Genomic DNA, 26,297 nt, shown 5'->3' on the forward strand with positions numbered 1-26,297 from the left:
TACGATGGATGTCGTTTCTATGAATATTATCAATTCATCGATGGTTTCCATTTGCCGGGAAATGGGAATTACGCTAATGAAAACATCCTATTCTACCATTTTTAATGAAGCTTTGGACTTCACTTGCGGACTTGCCAACGTAAAGGGTGAACTGATTGCGGTGGCAGAGTATTGTCCGGCCCAAATTGGCGGCATGCCAGTTCTGATTGAAAACTGTATTAAAGAATTGCCGATTGAAGATATGAAGCCAGGGGATGTCATTCTTCATAATGACCCGTATCGGGGCGGGCTGCACGTGCCGGAGCATACCGTGTTTAAGCCGATTTTTATCGACGGAGAAGTCATTGGCTTTGCAGTTGCCATCGGACACCTGGCTGAAATCGGGGGAATGACCCCAGGAGGATTTGCCGGTGAAGCTACTTCCATCTTTCAGGAAGGGCTAAGACTTCCGCCGGTGAAGATTATTCAAGAAGGCAAAGACAACGAAGAAGTATGGAAAATCATGCTTGCCAATGTCCGGACACCCCGCTATAACTACGGAGACTTAAGAGCGTTAATCAGTGCTGCCGATTTGGGAGAAGAAAGACTGACCGAACTAATTCAAAAATATGGCAAGGAGTTTTTCCTGAAAACGGTTGATGATTTAATGGACTACTCCGAACAAAGAATGCGCGCAGAAATCGCAGAAATTCCAAATGGCCATTACGAGTTCGAGGACTATGTGGAAAATGACGGAATCGAGGATAAAATTTTTACGATTAAGGCAAATGTGCATGTCCTGGATGATGAAGTGATTATTGATTATGACGGAACATCTCCGCAGGCGAGAGGTCCGATTAATGCGACCTATGGGGTTGCGGTTTCTGCGGCCTATAATGCAATGCTCCATATTACTGATCCGGAAATTCCGAGAAACTCCGGATGTTTTCGGCCAATCAAAGTTGTCGCGCCTCCGGGAACGGTCGTCAACGTGGATTACCCTGCACCAGAAGTCGGAGGAAATACAGAAACTCATCCGCGAATTGCCTTTACGATTATCGGTGCTTTCTCGAAAGCAGTTCCGGAACGGGTCGCAGCATGTGAAGGCGGAACCCACTTGAACTTTGTCTTCGGCGGATATCATGAAGACTATGATGAGGATTACGTCTGCTATGATCTGGAAGGAGTAGGCTGGGGAGCACGGCCTTATGCGGACGGAAATAATATGTGTGACTCCATTAACGGCAACTGTCGGACAACACCGGTGGAAGTGTTTGAAACGAGATATCCGTGGCTCATTGAGGCCTTTCGTCTCGTTCCAGATTCCGGCGGAGCAGGGCAATACCGAGGAGGCTTAGGTGCGGAAAAGATTTTGCGCTCGAGATCCGATTTAATCACCGTCAGCCAAATGACGGACAGGCATAAAATTGCGCCATTCGGACTGTTCGGCGGAAAAGAGGGAGGATTAGGAGCTACTCTGATCCAGAAAGAAGGGGAAAAAGAATGGAAAGATGTTTCGGAAGCTTATGGAAAGGTGTCAACAAGCAAATTCTCGAACATTTCCATCCAATACGGAGACAGGGTGAAAATCGTAACCCCGGGCGGCGGGGGATATGGTGATCCGAAATTAAGAGATCCGGAGAAATTGAAAGAAGATATTTTAGAAGGGTTTGTGTCCGAGGAAGCGGCAGAAACATTGTATGGTGCAAAAGAGTCTATTTCTAAGTAAAGGGTGAAGGAAATGAGATTTGCCAGCAGCGGTTATTATGTTGAAAAATATGAAAAGTGCTCTGTTTGCGGGAAGCTTGTTTATGAAGAAAGAATTACCCAGGTGAATTTAGAAGGTAAAGAAGCGCTATACTGTTCCGAATGGTGCATCGAATGGGAGAAAAAACGTGCAGAGCTGAAGAAAAAGAAAGCTACCGTATCATAAACAGAGAAAGGGCTGTTTCAATTGTCTGATACATTGAAACAGCCATATTTGTTGAAGCTAGTGGCGGTTACTCATAGAGTGTAGTATAAGATTCAGAATTGAATTTATTTTGCTGGGGATTACAACAACAATTTGAAACTGAGCAACGAGAAATTCTGGGAACAATTTTCCCGCCTGGAGGAACACCAAGTTCCTCTCGGCCGGATTGGCGAAACGGAAGAAGCGGCAAAAGTCATTACGTTCCTCGTTTCCGACGCCGCCTCCTATATTTCCGGAACATCGATCAACATTGACGGCGGCAGAGCGGGAACTTTATAAATGAACCATAAAAAAAGAAGGCGATTGCAGCCTTCTTTATTTTTGGTGTTTAAAGCTAACGCTCCGTATGCGTTACGCATGGATCGGAGATTTCTTTAGATCTTTCACCGGATTGGATAATGGGGCAAAGCCGCTAATGTCACAAGTGACTACATCTCCGTCACGGATGACGACCGCACCAGGCGTGCCGGTGGAAATAATATCGCCAGGCAGCAATGTCATGACTTTGGAATGGAAAGAGACGAGCTTCCATGGGGTAAACATCATGTTGGCGACGGCATTTTTGCGGTGCAGCTCGCCATTAATAATAGTAGAGACTTCCAGACGGTGGACGTATTCCACTTCATCGGCGGTCACCAATTCCGGACCGAAGCTGAAAAACGTATCAAAACTTTTGGAACGGGTCAGATAGCGCGGGTTTTTTTGCAAAATATCTTCTGCCGTCATATCGATGATCGTCGTATAGCCTGCCACATAATGGATGGCATCCTCTTCCTCCACATCTTTGCACTCCTTGCCGATGATAATGCCAAGTTCTGCTTCAGCGGTCGTGCGTTCCGATTGGAGCGGGATGTTGATCGTGTCATTTGGACCGATAATCGTCGTATCCGGCTTCATAAAACTGGCCGGCTCCGTATTTGGCGCCTTTTCGCTTAAATCGGCGGCGTGTTCCACATAATTCAGCCCAATTCCCCAAATTTTCCGCGGATGGCGGTATAGCGGCCCGAAATTTGCTTTATCCCGCTTTATCCCTTCCAGCTTGCCCAGCTTTTCTTTGCTGTACCAATTGTTTAGCTCTTCTAATTGCTGGGATTGGAGAATGCCGAATACATCCGTATACCAGTTCGTTCCCGTTTCCTTGTTGATATCCTCCAGTTTATAGACGCAATCTCCTTCCACAATTGCCGCTGTTTCTCTGCTTCCTTCAATGATAGTCGCAAGTCGCATTTTTGCTCTCCCCTTTCTATTCATTTAACAGACGATGTTTGAGTGCCCCATCCGCAAATTCCAGCTCAAACTTCCGGATAACCTGAACATTTGCTTCCTGTTTCTCCAATTGCTGAAGCACCTTTTCCGATACGTACAGTCTGTCCAAATGCAATGTATTCGGAATTTGAATAAAATGGATCTCTTCCCGCTTTACGTCCGGTCCTAAGCTGGTCATCGCAGCATCCAATGCTTCCTGTTCCGTCGGATAATAGAGGGGAATCATCGCCCGTTTTAAAAAGGTGCTCGTAATGGCATTCATGTAGGTCGCTTTCCGGTCGATTTTTTGCACCAGTTTGTCCGTCGTAAAATCGGCCAAACCGATTCCTTGAGCGTTCCCATGGGATTCCTCTGACAAATCCAAAACGAGAATTTTTTTGATGTCGGGCTCGGCCGGTTCAGGAAAGCCGTCAATTCGCATTCTTCCGATAATGTTCGGGTCCATTCCCGTTCCGCTGTAATTTTTCCCCATTTCCTCGACGATGAGCACGTCGATTTCCGTTATCGGCAGGGCCGGCATAAATTCCTTCGACTTTTGCAGCAGCGCGGCCTCCTTCTGATGCCACTCCTCGACGGCTACGCCTTCAATGATGGAAGTTTCATCATATCCATTTTCGACAATGGCAAGTCCCATGATGATCGGCGCGTGTTTCAGCGCATATTTGGAAACAGCGATAATATTATGCTCCATCTTCTGAGACCCTTGGCTATGGACAAAACTTGCTCCCTTTTGCTTCCCTAACCCGATCGTAATCATTTTGCTCAGTCCGCTTTCTACTTTGCCGTGGAAGGCGGTATGAGCCTTTACCCGGTTGACGACGATGATCCCGTCTGCCTCAAAGGCGTGCCGATCCATATAAACGGGCAACTGATCCGGGGTCGTGCCGAGCTGAATCGTTTCCATGGATGATAAAATCGGGGCTCCGACCGTTTGCTCCGTAATCCCGAGCTGCTGCAAAACTTCCCTTTGCCCTTCCGCGGTTGCACCGCCATGGCTCCCCATTGCCGCAACGATAAACGGGTCAAACCCTTTGTCCTTGAGATACGAAACGATTTCCCTTAAAATCGCGGCAATATTTTGAATCCCTCTGCTTCCTGCCGTCACGGCAATCCGGGATTTCTCCGGCATTGCTGCCAGCCGCTTGTTTTTCTCCATTTCCCGGCGGACTGTCTCGCGAATATTCGTCAGTTTTTCTCCTTTAAACCTTTGCTTGATTTCATAAAGTATCATTGGAATCCCCTTCCTAACGAGAAAACAAATACGGAAATAGATGAAATTTCAGAATTAACTTTATATTATATTCTATTTTACACATCGGCAGGAAAAACGGCAAATAAAACTGGAGATAAAATGGGAGGTGCCATTCAATCAATTCTATATTTTTCTAATCTATGTATAAAAATATCAATAGTTTCATAGAGGATTATTATTTTAAAAAATTTAAATATTTAAAAATAAATGATAAAATTAATATAACTAAGTTCATCTTATTTTAAAAAATTGCTGAGAGGGGGAACGGTTTGAAGAAAAGAGTGACTTCCTATGGCGATGCCGGGTTTAGCCAATTTATACAGAACGCTTTTCGCAAACATTTAGGCTACGATGAGGAGGATTACGAAAAGCCGATTATTGGAATTTGCAATACATACAGCGAAATTAACCGCTGCCATTCCCATATTAAGCCCTTGATCCAGTCGGTCAAAAACGGAATTTTAATGGCCGGGGGCATTCCTCTGGAGTTTCCGACGATATCAATCGGGGAAATGTTTACGAGCCCGACGACAATGTTATATCGGAATCTCGTCGCCATGGATACGGAGGAAATGATTTCGGCCCAGCCGATCGATGGGGTCGTGCTGATCGGCGGCTGTGACAAAATGACGCCGGCCCAATTGATGGCAGCAGCCAGCGCGAATAAGCCTGCCATTCTTTTGACCGGCGGGCCGATGGAAAACGGGGAATATAACGGCAAAACATTAGGCGCCTGTTCCGACTGCCGGTATTACTGGCAGGAATATAAAGCAGGCGAAGTATCCGATGAGGAGCTTAAGCAAATCAACAACCGGCTGGCGCCAACCGCCGGTCATTGCATGGTAATGGGGTCGGCAAGCACGATTTCCGTTTGCGCCGAAGCGATGGGCATGATGCTGCCGGGAGCTGCTGCTGCCCCTGCCACCGTCAATGAACGATTGAGACTGGCAAAAGAAACGGGCAAAAAAATCGTAGAATTGGTGAAAAACGAGCTTACGCCAGCGAAAATTATGACAAAAGAAGCGATCGATAATGGCATTCGGGCGCTGTTGGCGGTCGGAGGCTCGACGAATGCGGTAATTCATCTCATCGCCATCGCCAGAAGATTAGGCATTCCGTTGGAACTAAAGCGGTTTAATGAATTGAGCGAAACAACACCGCTATTAGCCAATCTGCGGCCGGCGGGGGAGTACCAGATGGAGGACTTCTATCATGCCGGCGGTGTCCCTGCATTACTAAAAGAAATGGCCTCGCTTCTGCATTTAGACGTCATGACCGTAACCGGCACGACGCTGCGGGAAAACTTGGAGCAGGCCGAGATCAATCCGGCGTACCGCCATATTATTAAATCGATGGAAAGTCCCCTCTATGAAAATGGGGCATTAAAAGTAGTGTATGGCAATTTAGCCCCGAATGGCGCCGTTATAAAGCCGAAAGCGGTCATCAATCCGAAATTGCTCCGTCATCGGGGGAAAGCCGTCGTATTTACCTCCATTGCAGATATGGAAGAGCGGATTAATGACCCGAATTTGGAAGTGGATCCGGACAGTGTTCTCATATTGCAAAATGCAGGGCCAGTCGGGGCGCCGGGAATGCCGGAAGCAGGCATGATTCCGATTCCGGAAAAACTGCTGAAACAGGGAGTCCGGGATATGGTGCGCATTTCCGACTGCCGCATGAGCGGTACGGCCTTTGGAACGGTTGTGCTGCATGCTGCGCCGGAAGCAGCAGTTGGCGGACCTATCGGATTAGTGCGGGATGGGGACATCATCGAGCTCGATGTTCCGAAAGGCGAACTGAATGTCCTAATATCCGATGAAGAAATGGAAAAGCGACGGGCAAGCTTTTCCCCGCCTCAGTTTGCCGATTTTCCGCGGGGCTATCCGAGCCTGTACCGGAAACATGTCCTTCAGGCGGATGAAGGCTGTGATTTTGACTTTTTGCTGCCTGTGGAAATACAAAAGGAAAAAGGAGAAGTGGGTGGAAAATGAAGAAAAAGGTCATTGTTTATCGTAAGATCCATAGCGATTTGCTGGAAAGATTGCAGCGTCATTTTCATACCGTAGTGATTTCGCCGGATGATTCGGATGCTTTTTACGCCGAACTGAAAACTGCGGACGGTCTCATCGGTTCCCACTTGCAGGTAGACAACCAGCTGCTGGACCGGGCGCCGAACTTGAAATTGGTGAGCAATATTTCCGTCGGATATGACAATTTAGATTTAGAAGAGATGAACAAACGGGGGATTATGGCGACGAACACGCCCGGGGTATTAACGGATACGACGGCAGATACGATTTTCGGCTTAATGTTAGCTGCCGCAAGAAGGTTTACGGAATTGGATAATTACGTTAAATCCGGACAGTGGACGGGAAAACTTTCCGAGGAATATTTTGGCGTCGATGTCCACCATAAAACATTGGGAATTATCGGCATGGGCCGAATCGGCACGGCGATTGCGGAAAGGGGACGGTTCGGGTTTCGCATGAACATTTTATACTATAACCGTTCGCGGAATAAAGAAGCGGAAGAGTGGCTTCAGGCGGAATATGTTTCGCTGCGCGAGCTGCTGGAGCAATCCGATTTTGTCTGTGTCATGGCTCCCCTCACGGAAGAAACGGTTCATCTCATCGGAAAAGAGGAATTTGCATTAATGAAGCCGACTGCAGTGTTTGTAAACGGATCCCGGGGCAAACTGGTGGACGAAGAAGCGCTGGTGGATGCGCTGCAAAACGGGAAAATCCGTGCGGCAGGACTGGATGTGTATGAACAGGAGCCGATTGACCCAAATCATCCGCTCCTTCGCATGAACAATGTCGTGACCTTGCCCCATATCGGTTCGGCAACGGCGGAAACGAGATATAAGATGGCGGCATTGGCGGTGGAAAATGTCATCAAAGGACTGTCCGGAGAGCTGCCGCCGGGACTGGTGAATCAGGAAGTATTGGAAATGGAAACGAAACGATAAGAAAGGAGTTTTCTTATGTTCGAATCCTTTATCGGAAAAACATCACCAAAGGTTAAAAACGTCATTGAACGGGGAAGCGTCAAAAAGTTTGCTCTTGCCATTGGAGATCCCCACCCGCTCTATATCGATGAAGAGTACGGCAAAAAATCCCGGTATGGCAATAATATCGCTCCGCCTACCTTTCCGCGCTCATTGGAATACGGAGAAATCGAAGGGATGGAGCTGCCGAAAAAAGGCCTGATTCACGGCGAGCAAACATATCATTACACCCGGCCGCTTCTTGTCGGGGAAGAGGTTTATTGCTATACGAAGCTTCACGATTACTATGAAAAAGAGGGAAGGAGCGGGAAAATGGGATTTATCGTGCTGGACCGCTGCGGCGATGATCGGGACGGCCGGCAAATTTTTTCCAGCCGGGCGGTGCTCATTATTACGGAAACGGTCAGAAAGGCGATGATGGCATGAAGAGTTTAAGCGGATTGGAACGGGGACAATCGCTGGAAGAAGTGACGCTGGAGCCGGTAACCCGCCTTGATTTAATCAAATATGCCGGGGCGTCCGGCGACTTTAACCCGATTCACACGATCGACGAAGAAGCAGCCAAGGCCGGCTTGCCCGGCATTATCGCCCACGGAATGTGGACGATGGGCAATCTCGCAAAACTGTTTACCCCCTATTATGAGGAAGGATTTATCCAGGATTACACCGTCCGCTTTACCGGAATGGTATTTTTAAACGATGTATTAACACTTCAGGCGGAAGTGGAAGAAAAATCGGAGCAAAGCATCGTTTTTAACGTCTCCGCCATCAATCAAAACGGGAAAACGGTTGTAAAAGGGAAGGTGAAGTTTCGATTGTATGGGTGAAATTAAGGATCCCTTTGCCTACTCGGGTGAAGGGATTTTTTGTGGTTCCAGATTTTCTTTTTAATAGATTTCAAAATTGATGGAGCGGACGTCAATGGGGATTTGATGCCATCAATAGGAGTTGTTGCAATCTAATAGAATGGAAGAATTTGTGATATAGTTCCTTATAAATGCGGGGCTCGGAATACAAGGCGCTGCCCAATGCACGCCCCAAAAAGTAATCAAAATGCAGGGGGCGTACATATAATGAATTCAGCATATTTTGATGAATCTGATATGAAAAACGAAGAAAAAGAGAGCAAATAAAAGTTATGAATATTTTGAAATATATTTAGTTTACATAATACAGGATGCCTGATTTTCGCCTCAAGGGGGGTGTGCAAAATAGGGTGTTGCATCCCTTGTGCCGCAAGGGTAAAATTGAGGTGCAGTGTAAAAGTAGATACCCCGATATAGGGGATTAACACCTTTCAGCATTTTTTGTTTTGCGTTCTTCAACCTTTTCCGTGTATTTCCGTGTAAAAGAAGATACCCCGATATAGGGGATTAGGAATCTGTTCAGTTTGATAAGTTAATAACGAATAAAAGAAGCTTGATAGAAAAACGAAGAGAGATCTTAGCCGATAACCACTTACAGCCTAGACAACCGTATTTAGAATCAGTAATTATTACCGAAAAAAATCTATCCTTTCCCCTCTGCGGGAAAGGGATTTTTTATGTCATTCCTCGCTATTACGATTTTAGATTCTCGGTCTAAAAGTTCTTTGCAAAGTCCGAAAGAAAGACAATTTTTTACAAATATTGACAAACTATTTTTATTCCTGTACACTATTTTAAAAATCTGACTATTTACCATATTTGTAAATAGGAAGGAGGAAAGAGCCAAGGACTAAAATATATCCAAAAATTTTCTGTTCAAACACATAGGGGGAGTAAATTTACTAGAAACAATAAAAGTTGCTGCAATTTGTAAGCGCTTTAAGTAGCTAATCCTTTCAGTCTGTTATCATTTGCTGTTAATCTTCGCAGTTTTCAGGGGGGGATATGGATGAGACTGAATTTAGTGACGCAAATTTTTATCGCATTTGTTGCAGCTATTGTACTTGGAGCTGTTTTTGGAAGTTCCATCAGTTTTGTTCAGCCGTTAGGGGACTTATTTTTACGATTAATTAAATTTATTATTGCTCCGCTTATTTTGGCAACTTTAGTCGTTGGGGTTGCCAGCAATAGCGACACAAAGCAGCTTGGCCGGGTCGGTATCAAAACCTTAGCCTATTATCTTGTAACGACGGGAATAGCCGTCGTAATTGGTTTGGCGATCGCATTTGCGATTCAGCCTGGTAAAGGGGTAAATATTGCCGCAGATAATATGGACAGTGAAGTGGTGGAACAGGAGGAGCAGGACGTTATTACGACGCTGCTCAATATCATCCCGGAAAATCCATTTACGGCTCTGACGGAAGGCAATATTTTGCAAATTATTTTCTTCGCCTTATTTATCGGGATTGCCATTACTTTAGTCGGGGAAAAAGCACAGCCCGTCTTCCGGTTCTTTGACGGTTTTGCTGAGATTATGTATAAAATTACAGGAATTGTCATGAAGCTGGCCCCAATCGGTATATTTGGATTGCTTGCACCGATTGTCGGCGAGTACGGACTGTCGGTGTTGATGCCATTAATTAAAATTATTCTTGCCGTACTCATCGCCTGTTTGGTACATGCTGCCATTGTCTACAGTTCGGCAGTAAAAATGTTTGCCAAAATGAATCCGCTAAAATTCTTTAAAGGCATCTCACCTGCTGCCATCGTTGCCTTTAGTACAGCGAGCAGTGCCGGAACGTTGCCGGTGACGATGAAAAATACCGAGGAAAATTTAGGGGTATCGAATCGGATCAGCAGTTTTGTGCTGCCGCTCGGTGCAACGATTAACATGGATGGGACTGCCATTTATCAGGGCGCTGCTGTTATCTTCATCGCCCAGTTCTATGGATTGGATTTAACCTTTATTGAAATGCTGACGGTGGTGTTAATGACCGTATTGGCTTCCATCGGTACTGCTGGTGTTCCTGGTGCTGGACTGGTCATGCTGACGATGGTGCTAACATCAATTGGCCTGCCGCTGGAAGGAATTGCGTTAATCGCAGGGGTCGACCGGATTTTAGATATGATGCGGACTACCGTTAATATCGTCGGCGATGCTTCTGCTGCGGTCGTAGTTGCCGGCACGGAGAAGGAGCTTCTTGAAAATGCCAGAGAAGAAACAGAGGAAAATGAGCAAAAGCGGGCATAATGAAAGTGCCAATTTGGGAAGAAACGTGTCCTAATTTCTCCCTTATAGGGACAATTTAAATGGAAACAAAACTGCTGGAGCGGATCAGTGATATAATGAAGGAAACCTCACGAATTCACTCCAGCATTATTTTTATCAATAGAGATGTTCGTGATGTACGCCTCAAAAAGTAATCAAAATGCAGGGGAATTAGAAAGTCCCCATTACATACATCCCCGTGTAAAAGAACTAACCCCGCAACAGGGATTCGAAAATCTCAATATCCAACATAAAAACCCCATTCACCATATCGGTCAAGGGGGTTTTTGTTTGATAGCCAAATGAATAAACAAGTGCTATGATAATATATATCAGAAAATTACTAAGATTATTTCAGCTGTTATTAAAGGAGACATTTTATGCAATCGGTCATCCGTTGGGGACTGAGTCTGTCAGTAATTGGCTACGCCGTGTTGCACTTTATCACCTATTTTTATCCTCAGCCGCTCGCAATCCGGCTGCTTGCCATTAGCGGCATTGCCATTCTCATCTTTGCCATTGGGGTTCATTCGGTAAAAAAGATGAAATTGCCTATCGCCCTCTTTCTGATTGGCGTTGGAATTTTGCTGATAAATCAATTGCCGGTAATGCAGGGAGTGGAGCGGGGCGTCTTGCAAATGCGCAATATGATCGGGCTTCTTATCATTATCCCGATGATCAGCTGGGTACTGAAGGAAAAGCCCTATATTGAATCCATCGTCACGGTCGCCCACGACTTGTTGGATACGAGCCGGAAATTTTACTTCGGCATGGTTGCTTTCACCCAAATCATTTCCTACTTCCTGTTATTCGGCTCCATTACGATGATGTACCAAGTGGTGAATGAAGTGCTGAAAGACAAAACGGGGGAAGCGTGGGAACATTTTAAAGGAACGGCGATGCTGCGGGGGTTTGCCCTTTCTGCCTTGTGGGTCGTAAGCATACCGAGTTTTGCCTTCGTCATTGAAGTTTTGGACGCCTCCCTCTGGAAGGCGATTATGCAGGGGCTGGCGGTTGCCCTTATTGCAACGGGAATGGCGGTCCTCTTTTCCATTCGTGAACAAAAGCGATTTGGCGTCAACATTACCCGGGGCTTGCGGGGAGAAATGGAAGAAATCCTTCAACAGACGTCCCGCCGTAAAAATGTCAGCGGCGATGCGAGGGAATTTTTCATTCTTTTTGTCAGCCTATTCGGTTCGATTTTCCTCTTGTACGAAATCTTTTCCCTGGAGCTGCTCGTTTTAATTCCGCTCACCATTGTGCTTTGGATTATCGTTATTTATTTTGTCGCCGGCAAGATGAAAAAACTGGTGCAGGAAGCCCGCCATTATGTAAAGGAAGATTTGCAGCGGCAAGTGTATCAGCTATGTGTCATGCTCGGGGCAGGGATGATGATTTATGCCCTCAACCAGATCGGGTTTGCGAAACTGTTTGTTGACCAGCTGTATCGGCTGCAGGAGGCTGTGCCATTTTTAAACATCCTCTTTATCCTGCCTTTTATTATTATTTTATTAGGGTTTGTCGGTCTCGGACCGCTCACGGTGATGGTGCTTGTCGGCGGTATTTTGGAGACGATGCAGCTTTCCTATCCGCCGGAACTGATTGTGCTGGCGCTCACGTCCGGAAGTGCCATTTCGATTTTGCTTTCCCCGTTAATTTTGCCGCTGATCGTTCTGAGCGGCATGAACGGCATGAGCGGGTTGAAAAATGGCTTCGGCTATAACTGGAAATTTGCCATTGCCCTTTTCGTCGTCGTACAAATTTGGGTTCAGTCCGCCGCGCTGATTGTGTCGCATTGAATTTGGAGGCCAGGCTCTTTGTGCAGTCCGCATTATAGGGCTGGACCTCCAGCATTCGTAATGCGTTGAGTTCAAGGAATCGTATAGCGCACTTATTGCAACCCCTACCCATCGCGCTGCTATTGCGTTCCGAAACACTCCGATAAAAAATTTGTTTTTGTTCTGTCTGTTGTGGGATGAGTATGCATTATTCTGGTATACTAATTGCTATAGACGTAATATTCACAAAAGTGGGAAAGGAGAGGTTATTTGGAGTTAGAACAGGTATCTGCTGTCGTTACCGGCGGAGCATCCGGTTTAGGGGAGGCAACGGTTCGCAACATTGTCCGCCATGGCGGAAGAGCAACGATTCTGGACGTGCAAGCGGAAAAAGGGGAAGCATTAGTTAAGGAACTTGGGGAAAGCGTTACCTTCGTCAAAGCAGATGTTACCGATGAAGGAAGCGTGAAACAAGCATTAGCAAAAGCAGCGGAAACGTACGGCTCCGTCAATACAGTCGTCAATTGCGCCGGTATTGCCATCGCCAAGAAAACGTACAGTTCGAGGTCAGGGGTCCATGATTTAAAGTCTTTCTCTAAAGTGATTCAAGTAAACTTAATCGGAACCTTTAACGTTATTCGTCTTGCCGCAGAATTAATGAAAGAGAACGAGCCAAACGAACACGGAGAACGGGGAGTCATCATCAACACGGCTTCCGTAGCCGCGTTTGAAGGACAGGTCGGGCAGGTTGCCTACAGTGCATCAAAAGGCGGGATTGTCGGCATGACTTTGCCGATTGCCCGAGATTTGGCAGAATACGGCATTCGGGTCATGGCCATTGCGCCAGGATTATTTCATACGCCGCTCTTTGCTGGACTGCCGGAAAAGGCCCGGGAAGCACTAGGGAAAATGGTTCCATTTCCGCAACGGCTGGGCCTTCCGGAAGAATACGGACAACTGGTGAAAAGCATTATCGAAAATCCGATGCTGAACGGAGAAACGATTCGGTTAGACGGGGCGATTCGCATGCAGCCGCGGTAAAGTCCAGCAAGCTATTATTTTGCAAAACTCTTAAGAAAGGAATGGGAAGATGAGAGAAGCGGTAATTGTAGAGGGAGTGCGCACGCCGGTTGGAAAACGGAATGGGCTGCTAAGCGGCATCCGTGCTGATGACCTGGCAGCAAAGCCGCTGGAGGAATTGGTGAAGCGGACAGGAATGGAGCCGGACATGATCGAGGATGTCATTTTTGGCTGTGTGTCCCAAGTGGGGGAGCAGTCGCTGGATATTGCCCGGGTAGCTGCTTTAACGGCAGGATACCCGATTGACGTGCCTGGTGTCACGCTTGACCGCCAATGCGGGTCGAGCCAGCAGGCTGTGCATTTTGCCGCCCAGGCAATTATTAGCGGAGATATGGATGTAGTCGTTGCCGGCGGTGTGGAAAACATGTCGCGGGTTCCGATCGGTTCCAATCGGCTGAAGGTGCCCTTTAGCGAAAAATTAACGTCCAAGTACGAAATGATCCATCAGGGGATATCGGCAGAGCGGATTGCGGAAAAATGGGGTTTTTCCCGGGAAGAATTGGATGCGTTTTCATTGCGAAGCCACGAAAAAGCAATCCAGGCGCAGCGGGAAGGCCGGTTTGAGCGGGAAATAATGCCGCTGGAAGTGAGCTTGGAAGACGGCACAACAAAACTGGTAACCGAAGATGAAGGGCCGAGGGCTGATACGAGTTTGGAAAAACTGGCAAGCTTAAAGCCGGCCTTTCAGGAAGACGGACGGATTACGGCGGGGAATTCGAGCCAAATTAGCGACGGGGCAAATGCGATTTTATTGATGTCCCGGGAAAAGGCTGAGGAATTGGGACTGAAGCCAAGATTTCGGGTGCTTGCCCGGACGGTAGTCGGCTCGGACCCGACTTTGATGCTGACCGGCATTATTCCGGCAACGGAGAAGGTGCTGCGTAAAGCAGGACTGAAATTAGCGGACATCGATATTTTCGAAGTGAATGAAGCCTTTGCCCCGGTTGTTCTGGCGTGGCTGAAGGAGACGGGGGCAGATTCGAAAAAAGTAAATCCGAACGGCGGAGCGATCGCTTTAGGACATCCGCTTGGTGCAAGCGGCGGCAGGCTGATGATTACGATGATGCACGAGCTGGAGCGGACCGGCGGGAGATTTGGCTTGCAAACGATGTGCGAAGGCCACGGCATGGCGAACGCCACAATTATCGAACGGCTGGATTAATGTAAGCCCGCCGGCTTTGGCCGAGACTTATCACGCCCATGTTACGCATTGGGTCAGGCGGAGTGCTTTAAGAGAAAGGAGGAGACAGATGCCGCTTACCTCAGTCCGGGTATTGGATTTAACCCGGTTATTGCCGGGACCTTATTGTACGATGATTCTGGCTGATTTTGGCGCAGAGGTCATTAAAGTGGAAGAGCCGGGGACAGGCGATTATGCGAGGGCTTTTGAACCGAAAGTCGACGGAAGCAGTTCCATGTTTCATTCCTTAAACCGGAATAAAAAAAGCATTTGCCTCGATTTAAAAACGGACGAAGGGCGCAATGCGTTTCTTGAATTAGCGAAACAGGCAGATGTCGTCATCGAGTCGTTCCGTCCTGGTGTGATGAAGCGGCTTGGCCTTGATTACGAGAAGCTGAAAAACGTGAATGAAAAAATCATCTATTGTGCCATTACCGGCTACGGACAGACGGGCCCATACCGGGATCGGGCCGGTCATGATATTAATTACATCGGCTATAGCGGACTACTCGATTTAATGGGAGAACGGGGCGGTAAACCTGTCGTGCCGGCAGCACAAATTGCCGATCTTGGCGGCGGAGCATGGCCGGCTGCAGTCGGAATTTTGCTCGCCCTCTTTGAACGGGAAAAATCAGGGAAAGGCCAGTTTATCGATATTTCCATGATGGACGGGGTCATCTCCTGGCTGCAGACCGCACTTCCAGGCTTTTTATCTCACCGCCTTCAGCCGCGCCGGGGAGAACAGATGCTGAGCGGAGGACTTGCCTGTTACGAAGTATATGAAACAAAGGACGGGCGCTGGCTGGCTGTCGGAGCATTGGAACCTAAATTTTGGGCACAATTTTGCCGGAAAATCGGGAAGGAATCTTTGATTGATAAGCTATATGCGCCAGCGGAAAAGCAGGATGAAATGAAGCAGGAAATTCAAAAAACAATCCAGCAAAAAACGCTGGAAGAATGGATGGATATTTTCGCCGGGACGGACGCCTGTGTGTCACCAGTCTTGACTTTGGAAGAAATGGTGGAGAACCCGCACGTAAAGGAGCGGGGGATGATTCAGGAACTGGAGGCCGGTAAATACGTGGCAAATCCGATTAAATTATCGGAAACTCCGGCAGCAATCCGTACACCAGCACCACAATTGGGCGAACATACAGAAGAAATTTTGCCGTAAAGGAATTAGAGAAAATGCAGGGATATTTGACTGCGTTTGCGGCAGGGATGTGTAATATTGAAAGGCTCACTACTGTTGGTAACTAATTCCGCTATAATTAGAATTAAAAGATAACTAAAAATAATTTCATTTCATTGACAATTTTAACAGCCTTACTTTAAGATTGAAATACATTGACTGAATGCTCATTCAAAGTACTGGCACACCGGCGGGACCTGGCTTAGGGAATGCCTGGCACCGGTGATGTTTATAAAGGAGGATGTAGGATGACGACGGTAAATACGAAACGGAACGGGGCGGTGTTTGAAATTGAGCTGAACCGCCCGGAAAAATTAAATGCGCTGAATAAAGACTTGGCGCTCGACTTGGCCAAAGCAGTGGATGAAGCGAAAAATGACCCGGATGTGCGGGCGGTAATTTTGTACGGCAGCGGCAAAGCTTTTTCTGCCGGCGGGGATTTAAAAGATTTTGGCATCGACGTTTCCGATCCGCTCCAAGTAAAGGAATTCCTGCAAAAAGGCCATGAAGCGGTGCTTGGACTCTACAATATGGAAAAGCCGGTTATTGCAGCAGTTCACGGAGCGGCAGTCGGAGCGGGATGCAATTTAGCTTTTGCCTGCGACATCATCATTGCCGATGAGACCGCAGCCTTCTCGGAAATCTTCTGCAAAGTGGGAGCCCTGCCTGATTTTGGCGGCCTCTATTTCCTCCCGCAAAAGGTGGGAATGCATGTTGCTGCAGAACTCATCTTCACCGGCCGGATGGTGAAGGCGGAAGAAGCAAAAGAACTCGGTCTTATCAACCGGATCGTAAAAGAAGGCGAAGCGCTGGCGGAAGCACGGAAATTTGCTGAACAGCTCGCTCAAGGCCCGACGAAAACATTAGGGATGGCAAAACGGATTTTGCATCAGGCGCCGTATATGTCATTAGAAGACGTGCTGCAGCTGGAAGCTTACAGCCAGGCGGTCACCTTCCAGTCTGAGGACTTTAAAGAAGGACGGAATGCTTTTTTGGAAAAACGTGCGCCGGAATTCCGCGGCCGTTAAGGGGTTGGGATGATGTTTCAAATCGAGGAAATCAAGAAAAATTTACGCATTCCCGTCATAATGGCACCTATGTTTCTCGTCTCCGGTCCGGAGATGGTCATGGAAGCATGCAAATCTGGAATAATCGGCTCCTTTCCCGCCTTAAATGCCCGCACCGCATCCATGCTTGCGGAGTGGATGGAGGAAATTAACCGGGAACTGGAAGCCTATCAGAAACAATTCCCGGATAAAAAGGTTGCACCGTGGGCGATCAACTACATTACCCACCGGTCCAACAAACGGTACGTGGAAGACTTGGAACTGATTGAACGCTTTAAACCGCCGATTGTTATTACGTCCCTCGGCGATCCGTCCCGGGTGGCGGAAATTGTCCATCGCTACGGCGGGCTCGTTTTCTCCGACGTCATCAATATAAAATATGCCAAAAAAGCAATCGAAAAGGGAAGCGACGGTCTCGTTCTCGTTTCGGCCGGAGCTGGGGGGCACGGCGGCACGTACAATCCGTTCGCATTTATCCATGAAGTGCGCACCTTTTTTGACGGCCCGATTGCTCTCGCCGGCACGCTGACAAAGGGAGAAGATATTTTGGCAGCGGAAATTTTAGGGGCAGATTTTGCCTATATCGGCACCCGGTTTATCCCAGCGAAGGAGAGCCGGGCTCAGGAAGAATATAAACAGGCAATTGCCGATGCGACCATCGAAGATATTATTTACACGGATGCCTTTAGCGGAATTAACGCCAACTACCTTCTTCCGAGCATTGTCCGCGCCGGGCTGGACCCGGAAAAATTAAAAAGCAAAGAAAAAATCGATTTATCCGAGCTAAGCAATTCGAAAGCAAAAGCATGGAAAGATATTTGGGGAGCAGGGCAAGGCGTCGGCCCGATTGACAAGACGAATCAGACGGTGGAAGAAATCGTTGCCGAACTGGAATTTTCCTATAAAGCGGCAAAACAGAAAATTATTAATAAACATATGGCTTTCGAAAAATAAGGAAGGGCTGCACGCCCGGGAAACGGAAAGGAGATTGCCGTGGAAACTGTTACGACGATTGCGATTGAGCCCAATCATATCGATGAATTGGGCCATGTCAATAACACTTTCTATGTAGCATACTTGGAACAGGCGCGGGGAGATTGGTATGAGCGGGCGGGAATCTCCTTTTCCCAAATGAATGAACGGGGAATCGGAACTGTCCTCGTCCGTCTCGATATCCAGTTTAAAAAGGAACTGCTGCTGGAAGACCGGCCGACCGTACATACAATTCCTCACCGGCTTGGGAACAAAAGCTTTGTTTTCCGGCAAGTGATGTACAATCAGCGGAAGGAAGTCGTTGCTGAAGCGGCAGTGACGAACGTTATGTTTGATGTAAAACAGCGTAAAAGCATTCCCGTCGCAGAAGAAATTCGAAAGTTTTTTCCTAAAACGGAAGAATAGGAAGTGATGTTTTGCTAGAGGAATACGGGATTCATTTCATCCGGATGGACCTGCCTTTTCGCCTGAATCATGTCAATTGCTTTCTCGCTGAGGGAGAAAAGGGCTGGAAAATCATCGATACCGGACTGCATAATAAAGAAACCGTCCACCGGTGGGAACAGGAATTGGCAGGAAAACAGGTAACGGATATCATTATAACCCACTACCACCCGGACCATTTCGGCTATGCTGGCGGCCTTCAGGAAAAATACGGAGCCGACGTGCATATGTCGAAAATCGATGCCCATTCGGGGCTGCACGCCTGGGAACTGGACTGGATCAACAAGCTGCACGATTCCTATGTCTTGGCGGGAATTCCGGTGCATATTGCCAATGATATGGTCATCAATACGAAGGAATTTATCCCGCGGGTTACGCCGTATCCAACGGTGAATCACTATTTGGAAGAGGGGCAGCACATCACCATCGGCAGCTTGGATTTTGAAGTGTTTTTTACGCCGGGACATTCCGACGGGCTGGTCGTTTTCTTTCAGCGGGAAAAGCGCATTTTATTGTCCACCGATCATATTTTGCCGCGGATTACACCGAATATTTCCTACTGGTTCCACGGAGAGCGAAATCCGCTCAAACGGTATTTCTCCTCATTGGAAAAAATTCGCGCTCTGAATGCAGACTTGGTCGTGCCGTCCCATGGAAAGCCTTTTTACGATGCGAATCAGCGCATTGATGAAATTATCGCCCATCACGAGGAGCGGCTCGATGCGACGAGGAAGGCAGTGGAACAGGGGAATACGGTATACGGCATTTGCCGCGAACTTTTCCCTCATATTAAAACGATTCACGAAATGCGCTTTGCCATTGGCGAAACGATCGCCCATCTGGAATATTTGCGGGAAAAACACGAGTGTGTGTGCGAACTGCGGAATGGAGTCTATTGGTATTATCGCTAGGTGGCGGGCTATATTTAGCTGCTGCTTTAGGGGAGCAGTGCGATAGGATGCTCACAGGAATTGGGATTTTTCTGTGGGCATTTCTTTTTCGCGGAGGAATTACATTATTCTAGTTTTTTGAGCCGTATTACGGGATGATATAGACGGATAGCATTCGTTTTCCGCACCAGCTTGGTAGATAAGAGCGCCTTAAAGACCAAAAGAATCGGATTTTTATGTCCGAACGGTCCATAGAATTATTCTAAAGTCCAATAGAGCCCGTTTTTTGCGCCAAAAGTGCTTATAGAAGCGTTCTAAAGCCCAAAAGAGTTCATTTTTTATGTCAAAAGTGCTCATAGAAGCGTTCTAAAGCCCAAAAGAGTTGATTTTTTATGTCAAAAGTGCTCATAGAAGCGTTCTAAAGCCCAAAAGAGTTCATTTTTTATGTCAAAAGTGCTTATAGAAGCGTTCTAAAGCCCAAAAGAGTTGATTTTTTGCCTCAAAAGTGCTCATAGAAGCGTTCTAAAGCCCGAAATAGTTGATTTTTTGCGCCAAAAGTGCTCATAGAAGCGTTCTAAAGCCCAAAAGAGTTGATTTTTTGCGCCAAAAGTGCTCATAGAAGCGTTCTAAAGCCCAAAAGAGTTGATTTTTTGCGCCAAAAGTGCTCATAGAAGCGTTCTAAAGCCCAAAAGAGTTCATTTTTTGCGCCAAAAGTGCTCATAGAAGCGTTCTAAAGCCCAAAAGAGTTGATTTTTTGCCTCAAAAGTGCTCATAGAAGCGTTCTAAAGCCCAAAAGAGTTCATTTTTTGCGCCAAAAGTGTTCATAGAAGCGTTCTAAAGTCTAATAGAGCCCGTTTTTTAAGAAGCATTCTAATGTCCGATAAAATGCGATTTTCCCTATCGAAATGTTCATAGGAGGCAATCTAAAGACAGATAAAAAACAAATTCACCGCTAAACGTTCTAATGCCAGAAAAAATCGATAACCCACGCCCGAAAGTCTCATAGAAACGCTCTAAAGACTGATAGAATCCAATTTTCGCTCCTGAACCGCTCATAAAAGTCCATTATAGTCTAGTTCCAGCGCCCAATCGGTCAAAACAACCGCTCTCTAGACTCCGCCCAAGAGAACATAGCCCAATAAAAAAACATAGCCCAAGAAAAAAACACTATCCATATTTCTTATTTACCCCAAGTACGCATACTGCCGGGGCTGGCTTCATTTGCTTCAGTTCCAGCCGAATATCGGCAAAGCCTGCTGCTTTCATATCATTCATCACGTTTTCCCCGGTCTCTTTTGCCGTGTCCATGGTAACCCCTTTTGCAAACGGCTGCACGGTAATAGCGATTATCCCGCCGTCCTTCATAACTTTCCGGATTCCCTTTAAAGCTTCCGCCGGCTCCTTCCAAAATGGAATCGAATTAACGGAATAAACTTTGTCAAACGAAAAATCAAAAGAAGGAAGCTGGTGAACATCCGCCTGGATTAACTCGACAACTCCGTTTTGAATCGCTTTTTTGTTTCGCTTGCTTGCTTGTTTCAGCATCTTTTCGGAATAATCAACGCCGATGATTTTCCCGTCTTGAACGATTTGCGTCAGCCGCTGGATGGCAATCCCCGGCCCAAAGCCAATTTCTAAGACGTTATCTTCTTTTTCGACATTTAGTAATGAAATGGTCCATTCGTGTTTTTCCGTCCCGACGGCGGCCATAAGCTTTCCCGCCACACTGCCGAACCATCCTTCGGGCTTCTGAAATTGCATGAAAAATTTCCTCATTCCTCATAAATCCCCCTAATCTCCCAAATATTCCGACAAATACCGGCAAAAAGCACCCGCCTATGAAAGTATCATTCTCCTGATTGCAGCGTCCTATTTATCTGTCCAAAATGGTGACGGTCGTGTTCCATCAGGCCATAAAAATATTCATAAAGAAACATTTTCGTTTTGCCGATTCGTATTCTTTTCTCCCAGCAACCATCGGGAATTTGTTGTATTGCTTCATACAATTCTTTTCTCGCAGCAATAAATCGATGGATCGTCTCTTCTTTTTCTTCCATTCTGCTTATTTTTGCCGATGCGGAATTCGTTTTTTCCGTATCCGGCCCTTTCGGAAGTTCTAAGTCAGAAAATATATATGGAATCCGATGCTGCATCACAAACTGGTCCCAAGGCGGGAAATGGCCGATCACCTCGGCAATCGTCCATTTATCCTCGCCGATTTGGGTTCTCCATTCCTTTTCCGACAGACGTTTCAGCGACATGACAAAATCAATGGAGTTTTGATAATGGTCCAAAATCTGTTTCTTATATTGATTCATCCGATCAGTCACCTCAACAAAATTCACAAAAAAGGCTGGTCAAAGCTCTAAAGCGATGGACCAGCCTATCATCCCCGTTGACTTGAGAGGTGTATTCATTTTGGGCTAACGGGGAGCTGTTACCATTGTCGCCATTAAAAGCCAAAATAATTCATCTCTTGCTTCAGCGGCACGACAAACGTTTCTGGTCCCGTCGGCTTCTGGCTGCCGCCTTTCGGTTCCACGCTCGCTTTAATCAGCTTAAATTCGCGGATGTCCGGCCCTTTAAAGAGCACCCTTGATGCGCCGTCCTCGATGGAGAGGAGTTCCCCTTGAATATCATTGTTGTCGTAAATAATCCAAAGCTGATAGTCCTGCCCTTTCAGCCGGATCAGTCCGTCCACTTCGAGAAGCATTTCCTCTGTCAAATTGTTGATCCACAAATTCCCCCGGATATGGTTGAAATCGGAAACAGGGACAATCGCCAGCTGCTTCGTCTCCGGATAATGGAGTAAATTTTCCTCAGCAATATCGTCGTTTTGCGCCACTTCCATCACCGGCGAATCCACCGTCGGTTTCAGCTGATACAATCCTAGGGCGAAGAGGAGTACTGCTGCAGCGGCAATGGAAACAATCACCGGCACTTTCGCTGTTTTCCGCCGTGGCTTCTCCGCCGTTACATCTTGCCAAATTTTCTCTTTCAATGCGGCAGACGGTTCGATATTCGATTTGGTTTCCGTCATCCGGCGCCAGGCTGACAGCTTTTGCTGACAATGGGCACAGCTTGCCAAGTGATGTTCCAGCTCGGCCAGTTCATCCGCCGACGTAATATTGCCTAATGCCAAGTCTATGATTTTCTCTTCCGGGATATGTATCATTGCTGTTTCCACCCCCGTTCCGGCTCGACCCACTTCACGAGCGGCTTTTGTTTGCGCAAGTTTTTCAGCCCGTAACGGATAAAGGATTTCACAGAGCCTAACGGTTTATTCATTTCTTTTGCAATTTCCTGATGGGTTTCCCCTTGGAAATAGGAGCGGTAAATTGCTTCCCGCTGTTTTTCCGGAATATGATTTAACGCATCGATAATCAGATGCCTTTCCATTTCATGGATAAACAGCAAATCAAGCGGGTGTTCCTCTTCCGTATCCAATGATTCCAATTTATGAATCAAGAGCGGCTTCTTTTTCCGCAATCTGTCTAAGGAACGGCTTTTCGTCTTCACCGCCAGCCATGCTTTGACGCTGCCTTTTTCCGGTTTGTATTGGGATGATTTTTGCAATACTTCGAGAAACACATCGTGGCAAATGTCTTCTGCTTCGGTCCGGTCGCCGACAATTTGCAGGGCGATATGGAACGTAAACCGGATATATTTTTCATAAAACAGCTCAAAAGAAGATTGGGAGCCTTGTTTGATTTTTTCCATCAGACGGATGTCTTCCTGATTCCCATCCATGGCCAATCCCCCTTCCATCTGAAATTAGACGATTTACGAGAAAAATAGTTTCACGCGAAAAAATTTTTTCTAACATAAATCTATTTTTTCCTCTTCTTCGTATCTAGTTTGAAAATATAAAAGGGGGAAAAAGGAATGGTAAAAAAATTTAGTGTGATTTTTGCGCTTATTCTTCTTTTTACCTTTACGGCAGCAACACCGGCATTTGCCCAAGTCACCTTATACACGCCGTATACGGGGCTGGCAGTGACGCCGGGGGAGACGATCGATTATACCGTCGATGTCATTAACAACGATTCAGGAATTAAACATGTCACCTTTGACATGGAAGGTTTGCCGAAAGGATGGACATACAAACTGACAGCGGGAGGAAATGCGATTAAGCAATTATCCGTCCGGGACGAAGAACAGCTGAACGTGGAAGTGACGGTGCCGCTGGAAATTGAACAGGACGATTACCGCTTTACGTTAGTGGCGACGGACCAAAACGGAGAGAAGGCGGAATTGCCGTTTCTCGTCACCTTGACGGAAGAAGGAACCTTTGCGACGGAATTAAATGTGGATCAGCCGAATTTGCAAGGACAAACCGACTCTTCCTTTTCCTATTCGGCCACGTTAAGAAACCGGACTGCCGAGGAACAAAATTATGCGCTGACAGCCAATGCTCCGGAAGGCTGGGCCGTCCAGTTTAAGTCGGGAAGCGACAGTGTAACGTCCGTATCCGTCGAACCAAACAGTGAAGCAGACATTACAATCGATGTGACGCCGCCGGAAAATGCGAGTGCAGACACGTATGAAATTGCAGTGACGGCGAATGGCAGCGGAACGAAGGCGGAAGCGACCTTGGAGGCCGTTATTACCGGTTCTTACGATATGGTTTTGACGACGCCGAAAGGGAATTTGAGTGCGGACATTACGTCCGGGGGAGAGCGGATTATTGATTTAGTCATCGAAAATACAGGTACCGCACCGCTTACTAATGTGGAATTGTCGGCCCAAACTCCGCCGGATTGGGAAACCGAGTTTGATAAAAATTCGATTCCGGAAATTAAACCGGGAGAATCTGCCACGGTAAAGGCAACGGTGAAAGCATCGGACAATGCGATCGCCGGCGACTACGTGACCACCTTTAAAGCATCGGCAGCGGAGTCGAGTGCTGAAGCCGATTTCCGCATCTCGGTAGAAACGTCCACCCTTTGGGGCATTGTTGGGATTGTTATTATTTTAGCGGTGGTGGCAGGGCTGTATTACATTATTAAAAAATACGGGAGGAGGTAGATCATGGCTCCGATTATCCAGCTGGATCGCGTCAGCAAGCAGTACGACGAACAGTACGCCGTGAAAAACCTCTCTCTTTCCATCGAAAAAGGGGAAATTTTTGGCCTGCTCGGCCCGAATGGCGCCGGGAAAACGACGACGATTTTAATGATGCTCGGACTGAGCGAACCGACTTCCGGGAAGGTCCGGGTCTGCGGCATCGATTCGTTAAGGCAGCCGATTGAAGTGAAAAAGCGGGTCGGCTATTTACCGGACAATCTCGGCTTTTATCAGCATATGACAGGAAGGGAAAACTTAATTTATACCGCCGAACTGAACCAGATTCCCCGGAAAGAAGCGCTGGAACGGGCGAACTATTTGTTGGAAAAAGTGAATCTCACTGACGCAGCCGATAAAAAGACGGGGAAATATTCCCGGGGGATGAAGCAGCGGCTTGGTCTGGCTGATGTGTTAATGAAAAACCCGGAAGTGATCATTTTGGATGAGCCGACCCTCGGAATTGACCCGGAAGGGGTGCGGGAGCTGCTTGCGCTGATTAAGTCTTTAAGCGAAGAGGAGAAAATTACGGTGCTCCTTTCTTCCCACCATCTCCATCAGGTGCAGCAAATTTGCGACCGGGTCGGCATTTTTGTCAAAGGCGAGCTGCTGGCGGAAGGGACGATAGAGAGTCTGGCAAAACAGCTGTTCCAGCAGGATTCCTTTATTACCCGGGTGAAGGCGCATCCGGTGGACGGAAAGCTGTTGGAAAAACTGGAGCAGCTGGACCCGGTATCAAAAGTGGAAGAAACCGCAGACGGAATCGATGTGTACAGTTCGGCAAATATTGCGTCCCTTATAAGCCGCATCATCGTGGAACACGGAGCAGCATTACATCAGATCAGCAACGAAAATTACGGGCTGGACGAAATATACCATCGTTATTTTGAAGGGCGTGATGAACATGAATCTCGCTAGCATCCGGGAAAAAATAATCCCGAAACGAAACGAGGAAACTTCTGTGGAGCGGGGGAACCCGTCGGCGTTTTTCGTGCTCGTCCGGAAAGAGTTTACCGACTACATCCGCAGCTGGCGAATTATCATTTTGCTTGCGATTATTATGCTTGCCTGCTTCGGTTCCCTCTACACAGCGATGACGACGATATCTGATGCCATCGACAATAGCGAGGCGGAAGAACTCGGCCGGAGCCTTTATTTGTTTCTGAAGCTGTTCACCGTTTCTGACGGGACGCTGCCGGCCTTTATTACCTTTGTCGGCTTTCTCGGACCGCTCTTTGGCATTGCCCTCGGATTTGATGCGATTAATTCGGAGCGGAATCGGGGCACGTTAAGCCGGCTTATGTCCCAGCCGATTCCCCGGGACTACGTGCTGAACGCCAAATTTGTCGCGTCCTTATTGCTGAACGTCGTGCTGTTCTTTTCCCTCGGCTTTATCGTCATGGGCCTCGGGATATTGATGCTCGGGATTCCGCCGACGGTTGAAGAATTTTTGCGCATCTTTTACTTCTTGGTGCTCTGTATCGTTTATATCGCCTTTTGGCTTAATTTAGGGATTCTTTTTTCCGTCGTCTTCAAAAACTCGGCGACATCGGCGCTGTCAAGCATTGCCATCTGGATTTTTTTCCAAGTGTTTTACGGCATGATTATCCAGCTTCTGTCCAAATCAATACTAAATCCGGAGGTCATTACGGATGCTGCCGATGCGGTCAGCCGGCAAGGATTCGTCCTCAATTTAATGCGGCTGTCGCCGAGCTACTTGTTTGAGGAATCGACGACGATACTGCTGTCGCCGAATATTCGCAGTGTCGGACCGCTTACGGTGGAACAGACGGTTGGCGCTGTTGCCGGTCCGCTGCCGCTAACCCAAAGCTTGCTCCTGATTTGGCCGCAGCTCACCGGGTTAATCGCCGCCACCCTCGTTTGTTTCGCCATCGCCTATCTTGCTTTTATGCGTCAGGAAATCCGTTCGAACTAAAAGGAAGCCGTCCCCAGGGGGCGGCTTTTTTCATGGCCGGCTTTGAATGACAAAATTTTAGA

The 26,297-nt window shown here is 47.3% G+C and carries 24 protein-coding genes and 1 pseudogene; 19 read left to right on the plus strand and 6 right to left on the minus strand.

Translation table 11 applies throughout. The features are described from left to right. Positions 1–4 precede the first annotated feature (4 nt). From IEV18_RS02120 to IEV18_RS02130, 3 genes and pseudogenes are all read left to right on the plus strand, one after another. Positions 5–1,708 (plus strand): hydantoinase B/oxoprolinase family protein, encoded by a 1,704-nt coding sequence (locus tag IEV18_RS02120; RefSeq protein WP_188390724.1) that lies wholly within the window; start codon positions 5–7, stop codon positions 1,706–1,708. 12 nt (positions 1,709–1,720) lie between these two features. Continuing rightward, positions 1,721–1,912, plus strand: coding sequence for a hypothetical protein (locus IEV18_RS02125; protein WP_188390725.1), 192 nt, complete (start codon positions 1,721–1,723; stop codon positions 1,910–1,912). 156 nt (positions 1,913–2,068) lie between these two features. Continuing rightward, positions 2,069–2,230, plus strand: a pseudogene (locus tag IEV18_RS02130) (SDR family oxidoreductase); the annotation flags it as partial. A gap of 72 nt (positions 2,231–2,302) precedes the next feature. On the opposite strand, the gene IEV18_RS02135 reads toward IEV18_RS02130, so the two are convergent. Further along, positions 2,303–3,178: a fumarylacetoacetate hydrolase family protein gene (locus IEV18_RS02135; RefSeq protein WP_188390726.1), complete on the minus strand. Its 876-nt coding sequence runs from the start codon at positions 3,176–3,178 to the stop codon at positions 2,303–2,305. A 16-nt stretch (positions 3,179–3,194) separates the two neighbouring features. Beyond that, the gene (locus IEV18_RS02140) at positions 3,195–4,448 is read right to left on the minus strand and encodes a nickel pincer cofactor-dependent isomerase, group 22 (RefSeq protein WP_188390727.1); all 1,254 of its coding nucleotides are present in this window, start codon (positions 4,446–4,448) and stop codon (positions 3,195–3,197) included. A gap of 290 nt (positions 4,449–4,738) precedes the next feature. Here IEV18_RS02140 and IEV18_RS02145 point away from each other — a divergent pair, with 290 nt between their 5' ends. From IEV18_RS02145 to IEV18_RS02205, 13 genes are all read left to right on the plus strand, one after another. After that, complete coding sequence (locus IEV18_RS02145) at positions 4,739–6,460, plus strand: IlvD/Edd family dehydratase (RefSeq protein ID WP_229733513.1); 1,722 nt, start codon at positions 4,739–4,741, stop codon at positions 6,458–6,460. Beyond that, positions 6,457–7,437 carry a 2-hydroxyacid dehydrogenase gene (locus IEV18_RS02150; RefSeq protein WP_188390728.1) on the plus strand — a complete coding sequence of 327 codons (981 nt, stop codon included), beginning with the start codon at positions 6,457–6,459 and terminating at the stop codon, positions 7,435–7,437. Before IEV18_RS02145 ends, IEV18_RS02150 begins: the two co-directional genes overlap by 4 nt. 15 nt (positions 7,438–7,452) lie before the next feature. Further along, positions 7,453–7,902 carry a MaoC family dehydratase N-terminal domain-containing protein gene (locus IEV18_RS02155; RefSeq protein WP_188390729.1) on the plus strand — a complete coding sequence of 150 codons (450 nt, stop codon included), beginning with the start codon at positions 7,453–7,455 and terminating at the stop codon, positions 7,900–7,902. Next, the gene (locus IEV18_RS02160; protein WP_188390730.1) at positions 7,899–8,303 is read left to right on the plus strand and encodes a MaoC family dehydratase; all 405 of its coding nucleotides are present in this window, start codon (positions 7,899–7,901) and stop codon (positions 8,301–8,303) included. Before IEV18_RS02155 ends, IEV18_RS02160 begins: the two co-directional genes overlap by 4 nt. Before the next feature lie 1,048 nt (positions 8,304–9,351). Further along, entirely contained in the window at positions 9,352–10,593 is a 1,242-nt protein-coding gene (locus IEV18_RS02165) for a dicarboxylate/amino acid:cation symporter (protein ID WP_188390731.1), read from the plus strand. A gap of 398 nt (positions 10,594–10,991) precedes the next feature. Then, a complete protein-coding gene (locus IEV18_RS02170; protein ID WP_188390732.1) occupies positions 10,992–12,410 on the plus strand; it encodes a hypothetical protein in 1,419 nt (472 codons plus the stop codon). A 249-nt stretch (positions 12,411–12,659) separates the two neighbouring features. Further along, positions 12,660–13,430, plus strand: a complete 771-nt coding sequence (locus IEV18_RS02175; protein ID WP_188390733.1) for a 3-hydroxyacyl-CoA dehydrogenase — start codon at positions 12,660–12,662, stop codon at positions 13,428–13,430. Between the two features lie 49 nt (positions 13,431–13,479). Next, on the plus strand, positions 13,480–14,631 hold the full coding sequence (locus tag IEV18_RS02180; protein WP_188390734.1) for a thiolase family protein: 1,152 nt from the start codon (positions 13,480–13,482) through the stop codon (positions 14,629–14,631). 88 nt (positions 14,632–14,719) lie between these two features. After that, positions 14,720–15,823, plus strand: a complete 1,104-nt coding sequence (locus IEV18_RS02185) for a CaiB/BaiF CoA transferase family protein (protein WP_188390735.1) — start codon at positions 14,720–14,722, stop codon at positions 15,821–15,823. Positions 15,824–16,089: 266 nt separating this feature from the next. Continuing rightward, entirely contained in the window at positions 16,090–16,869 is a 780-nt protein-coding gene (locus tag IEV18_RS02190; protein ID WP_188390736.1) for an enoyl-CoA hydratase/isomerase family protein, read from the plus strand. A 12-nt stretch (positions 16,870–16,881) separates the two neighbouring features. Then, positions 16,882–17,862 (plus strand): NAD(P)H-dependent flavin oxidoreductase, encoded by a 981-nt coding sequence (locus tag IEV18_RS02195; protein WP_188390737.1) that lies wholly within the window; start codon positions 16,882–16,884, stop codon positions 17,860–17,862. A gap of 39 nt (positions 17,863–17,901) precedes the next feature. Then, positions 17,902–18,306 carry an acyl-CoA thioesterase gene (locus IEV18_RS02200; RefSeq protein ID WP_188390738.1) on the plus strand — a complete coding sequence of 135 codons (405 nt, stop codon included), beginning with the start codon at positions 17,902–17,904 and terminating at the stop codon, positions 18,304–18,306. An 11-nt stretch (positions 18,307–18,317) separates the two neighbouring features. Further along, positions 18,318–19,256: an MBL fold metallo-hydrolase gene (locus IEV18_RS02205; RefSeq protein ID WP_188390739.1), complete on the plus strand. Its 939-nt coding sequence runs from the start codon at positions 18,318–18,320 to the stop codon at positions 19,254–19,256. 1,146 nt (positions 19,257–20,402) lie between these two features. Here the strand turns inward: IEV18_RS02205 and IEV18_RS02210 are convergent. From IEV18_RS02210 to IEV18_RS02225, 4 genes are all read right to left on the minus strand, one after another. Continuing rightward, a complete protein-coding gene (locus tag IEV18_RS02210; RefSeq protein ID WP_229733514.1) occupies positions 20,403–20,996 on the minus strand; it encodes a class I SAM-dependent methyltransferase in 594 nt (197 codons plus the stop codon). A gap of 86 nt (positions 20,997–21,082) precedes the next feature. Beyond that, entirely contained in the window at positions 21,083–21,553 is a 471-nt protein-coding gene (locus IEV18_RS02215; RefSeq protein ID WP_188390741.1) for a DinB family protein, read from the minus strand. Positions 21,554–21,687: 134 nt separating this feature from the next. Further along, positions 21,688–22,410, minus strand: a complete 723-nt coding sequence (locus IEV18_RS02220; RefSeq protein ID WP_188390742.1) for an anti-sigma factor domain-containing protein — start codon at positions 22,408–22,410, stop codon at positions 21,688–21,690. Then, positions 22,407–22,985: an RNA polymerase sigma factor gene (locus IEV18_RS02225; protein ID WP_188390743.1), complete on the minus strand. Its 579-nt coding sequence runs from the start codon at positions 22,983–22,985 to the stop codon at positions 22,407–22,409. Before IEV18_RS02225 ends, IEV18_RS02220 begins: the two co-directional genes overlap by 4 nt. Positions 22,986–23,120: 135 nt before the next feature. On the opposite strand from IEV18_RS02225, the gene IEV18_RS02230 reads away from it, so the two are divergent. From IEV18_RS02230 to IEV18_RS02240, 3 genes are read left to right on the plus strand one after another with little or no spacing between them, the layout of a single operon-like run. Then, the gene (locus IEV18_RS02230) at positions 23,121–24,263 is read left to right on the plus strand and encodes a COG1470 family protein (protein ID WP_188390744.1); all 1,143 of its coding nucleotides are present in this window, start codon (positions 23,121–23,123) and stop codon (positions 24,261–24,263) included. Continuing rightward, positions 24,264–25,217, plus strand: a complete 954-nt coding sequence (locus IEV18_RS02235; RefSeq protein WP_188390783.1) for an ABC transporter ATP-binding protein — start codon at positions 24,264–24,266, stop codon at positions 25,215–25,217. Beyond that, positions 25,204–26,235: an ABC transporter permease gene (locus IEV18_RS02240; protein WP_188390745.1), complete on the plus strand. Its 1,032-nt coding sequence runs from the start codon at positions 25,204–25,206 to the stop codon at positions 26,233–26,235. The genes IEV18_RS02235 and IEV18_RS02240 overlap by 14 nt, the downstream gene beginning before the upstream one ends. Positions 26,236–26,297 lie beyond the last annotated feature (62 nt).

Origin of the sequence: Compostibacillus humi (assembly GCF_014637175.1) — a bacterium.
Classification (GTDB): domain Bacteria; phylum Bacillota; class Bacilli; order Bacillales; family Amphibacillaceae; genus Oceanobacillus; species Oceanobacillus humi.

Excerpts from the sequence above, each read along its gene's own strand:
- IEV18_RS02215 (WP_188390741.1), bottom strand. The coding sequence starts at position 21,553 with ATGAATCAATATAAGAAACAGATTTTGGACCATTATCAAAACTCCATT.
- IEV18_RS02230 (WP_188390744.1), top strand. The coding sequence starts at position 23,121 with ATGGTAAAAAAATTTAGTGTGATTTTTGCGCTTATTCTTCTTTTTACC.
- IEV18_RS02170 (WP_188390732.1), top strand. The coding sequence starts at position 10,992 with ATGCAATCGGTCATCCGTTGGGGACTGAGTCTGTCAGTAATTGGCTAC.
- IEV18_RS02220 (WP_188390742.1), bottom strand. The coding sequence starts at position 22,410 with ATGATACATATCCCGGAAGAGAAAATCATAGACTTGGCATTAGGCAAT.
- IEV18_RS02160 (WP_188390730.1), top strand. The coding sequence starts at position 7,899 with ATGAAGAGTTTAAGCGGATTGGAACGGGGACAATCGCTGGAAGAAGTG.
- IEV18_RS02155 (WP_188390729.1), top strand. The coding sequence starts at position 7,453 with ATGTTCGAATCCTTTATCGGAAAAACATCACCAAAGGTTAAAAACGTC.
- IEV18_RS02140 (WP_188390727.1), bottom strand. The coding sequence starts at position 4,448 with ATGATACTTTATGAAATCAAGCAAAGGTTTAAAGGAGAAAAACTGACG.
- IEV18_RS02195 (WP_188390737.1), top strand. The coding sequence starts at position 16,882 with ATGTTTCAAATCGAGGAAATCAAGAAAAATTTACGCATTCCCGTCATA.
- IEV18_RS02180 (WP_188390734.1), top strand. The coding sequence starts at position 13,480 with ATGAGAGAAGCGGTAATTGTAGAGGGAGTGCGCACGCCGGTTGGAAAA.
- IEV18_RS02165 (WP_188390731.1), top strand. The coding sequence starts at position 9,352 with ATGAGACTGAATTTAGTGACGCAAATTTTTATCGCATTTGTTGCAGCT.
- IEV18_RS02120 (WP_188390724.1), top strand. The coding sequence starts at position 5 with ATGGATGTCGTTTCTATGAATATTATCAATTCATCGATGGTTTCCATT.
- IEV18_RS02225 (WP_188390743.1), bottom strand. The coding sequence starts at position 22,985 with ATGGATGGGAATCAGGAAGACATCCGTCTGATGGAAAAAATCAAACAA.
- IEV18_RS02125 (WP_188390725.1), top strand. The coding sequence starts at position 1,721 with ATGAGATTTGCCAGCAGCGGTTATTATGTTGAAAAATATGAAAAGTGC.
- IEV18_RS02135 (WP_188390726.1), bottom strand. The coding sequence starts at position 3,178 with ATGCGACTTGCGACTATCATTGAAGGAAGCAGAGAAACAGCGGCAATT.
- IEV18_RS02150 (WP_188390728.1), top strand. The coding sequence starts at position 6,457 with ATGAAGAAAAAGGTCATTGTTTATCGTAAGATCCATAGCGATTTGCTG.
- IEV18_RS02210 (WP_229733514.1), bottom strand. The coding sequence starts at position 20,996 with ATGCAATTTCAGAAGCCCGAAGGATGGTTCGGCAGTGTGGCGGGAAAG.
- IEV18_RS02240 (WP_188390745.1), top strand. The coding sequence starts at position 25,204 with ATGAATCTCGCTAGCATCCGGGAAAAAATAATCCCGAAACGAAACGAG.
- IEV18_RS02190 (WP_188390736.1), top strand. The coding sequence starts at position 16,090 with ATGACGACGGTAAATACGAAACGGAACGGGGCGGTGTTTGAAATTGAG.
- IEV18_RS02185 (WP_188390735.1), top strand. The coding sequence starts at position 14,720 with ATGCCGCTTACCTCAGTCCGGGTATTGGATTTAACCCGGTTATTGCCG.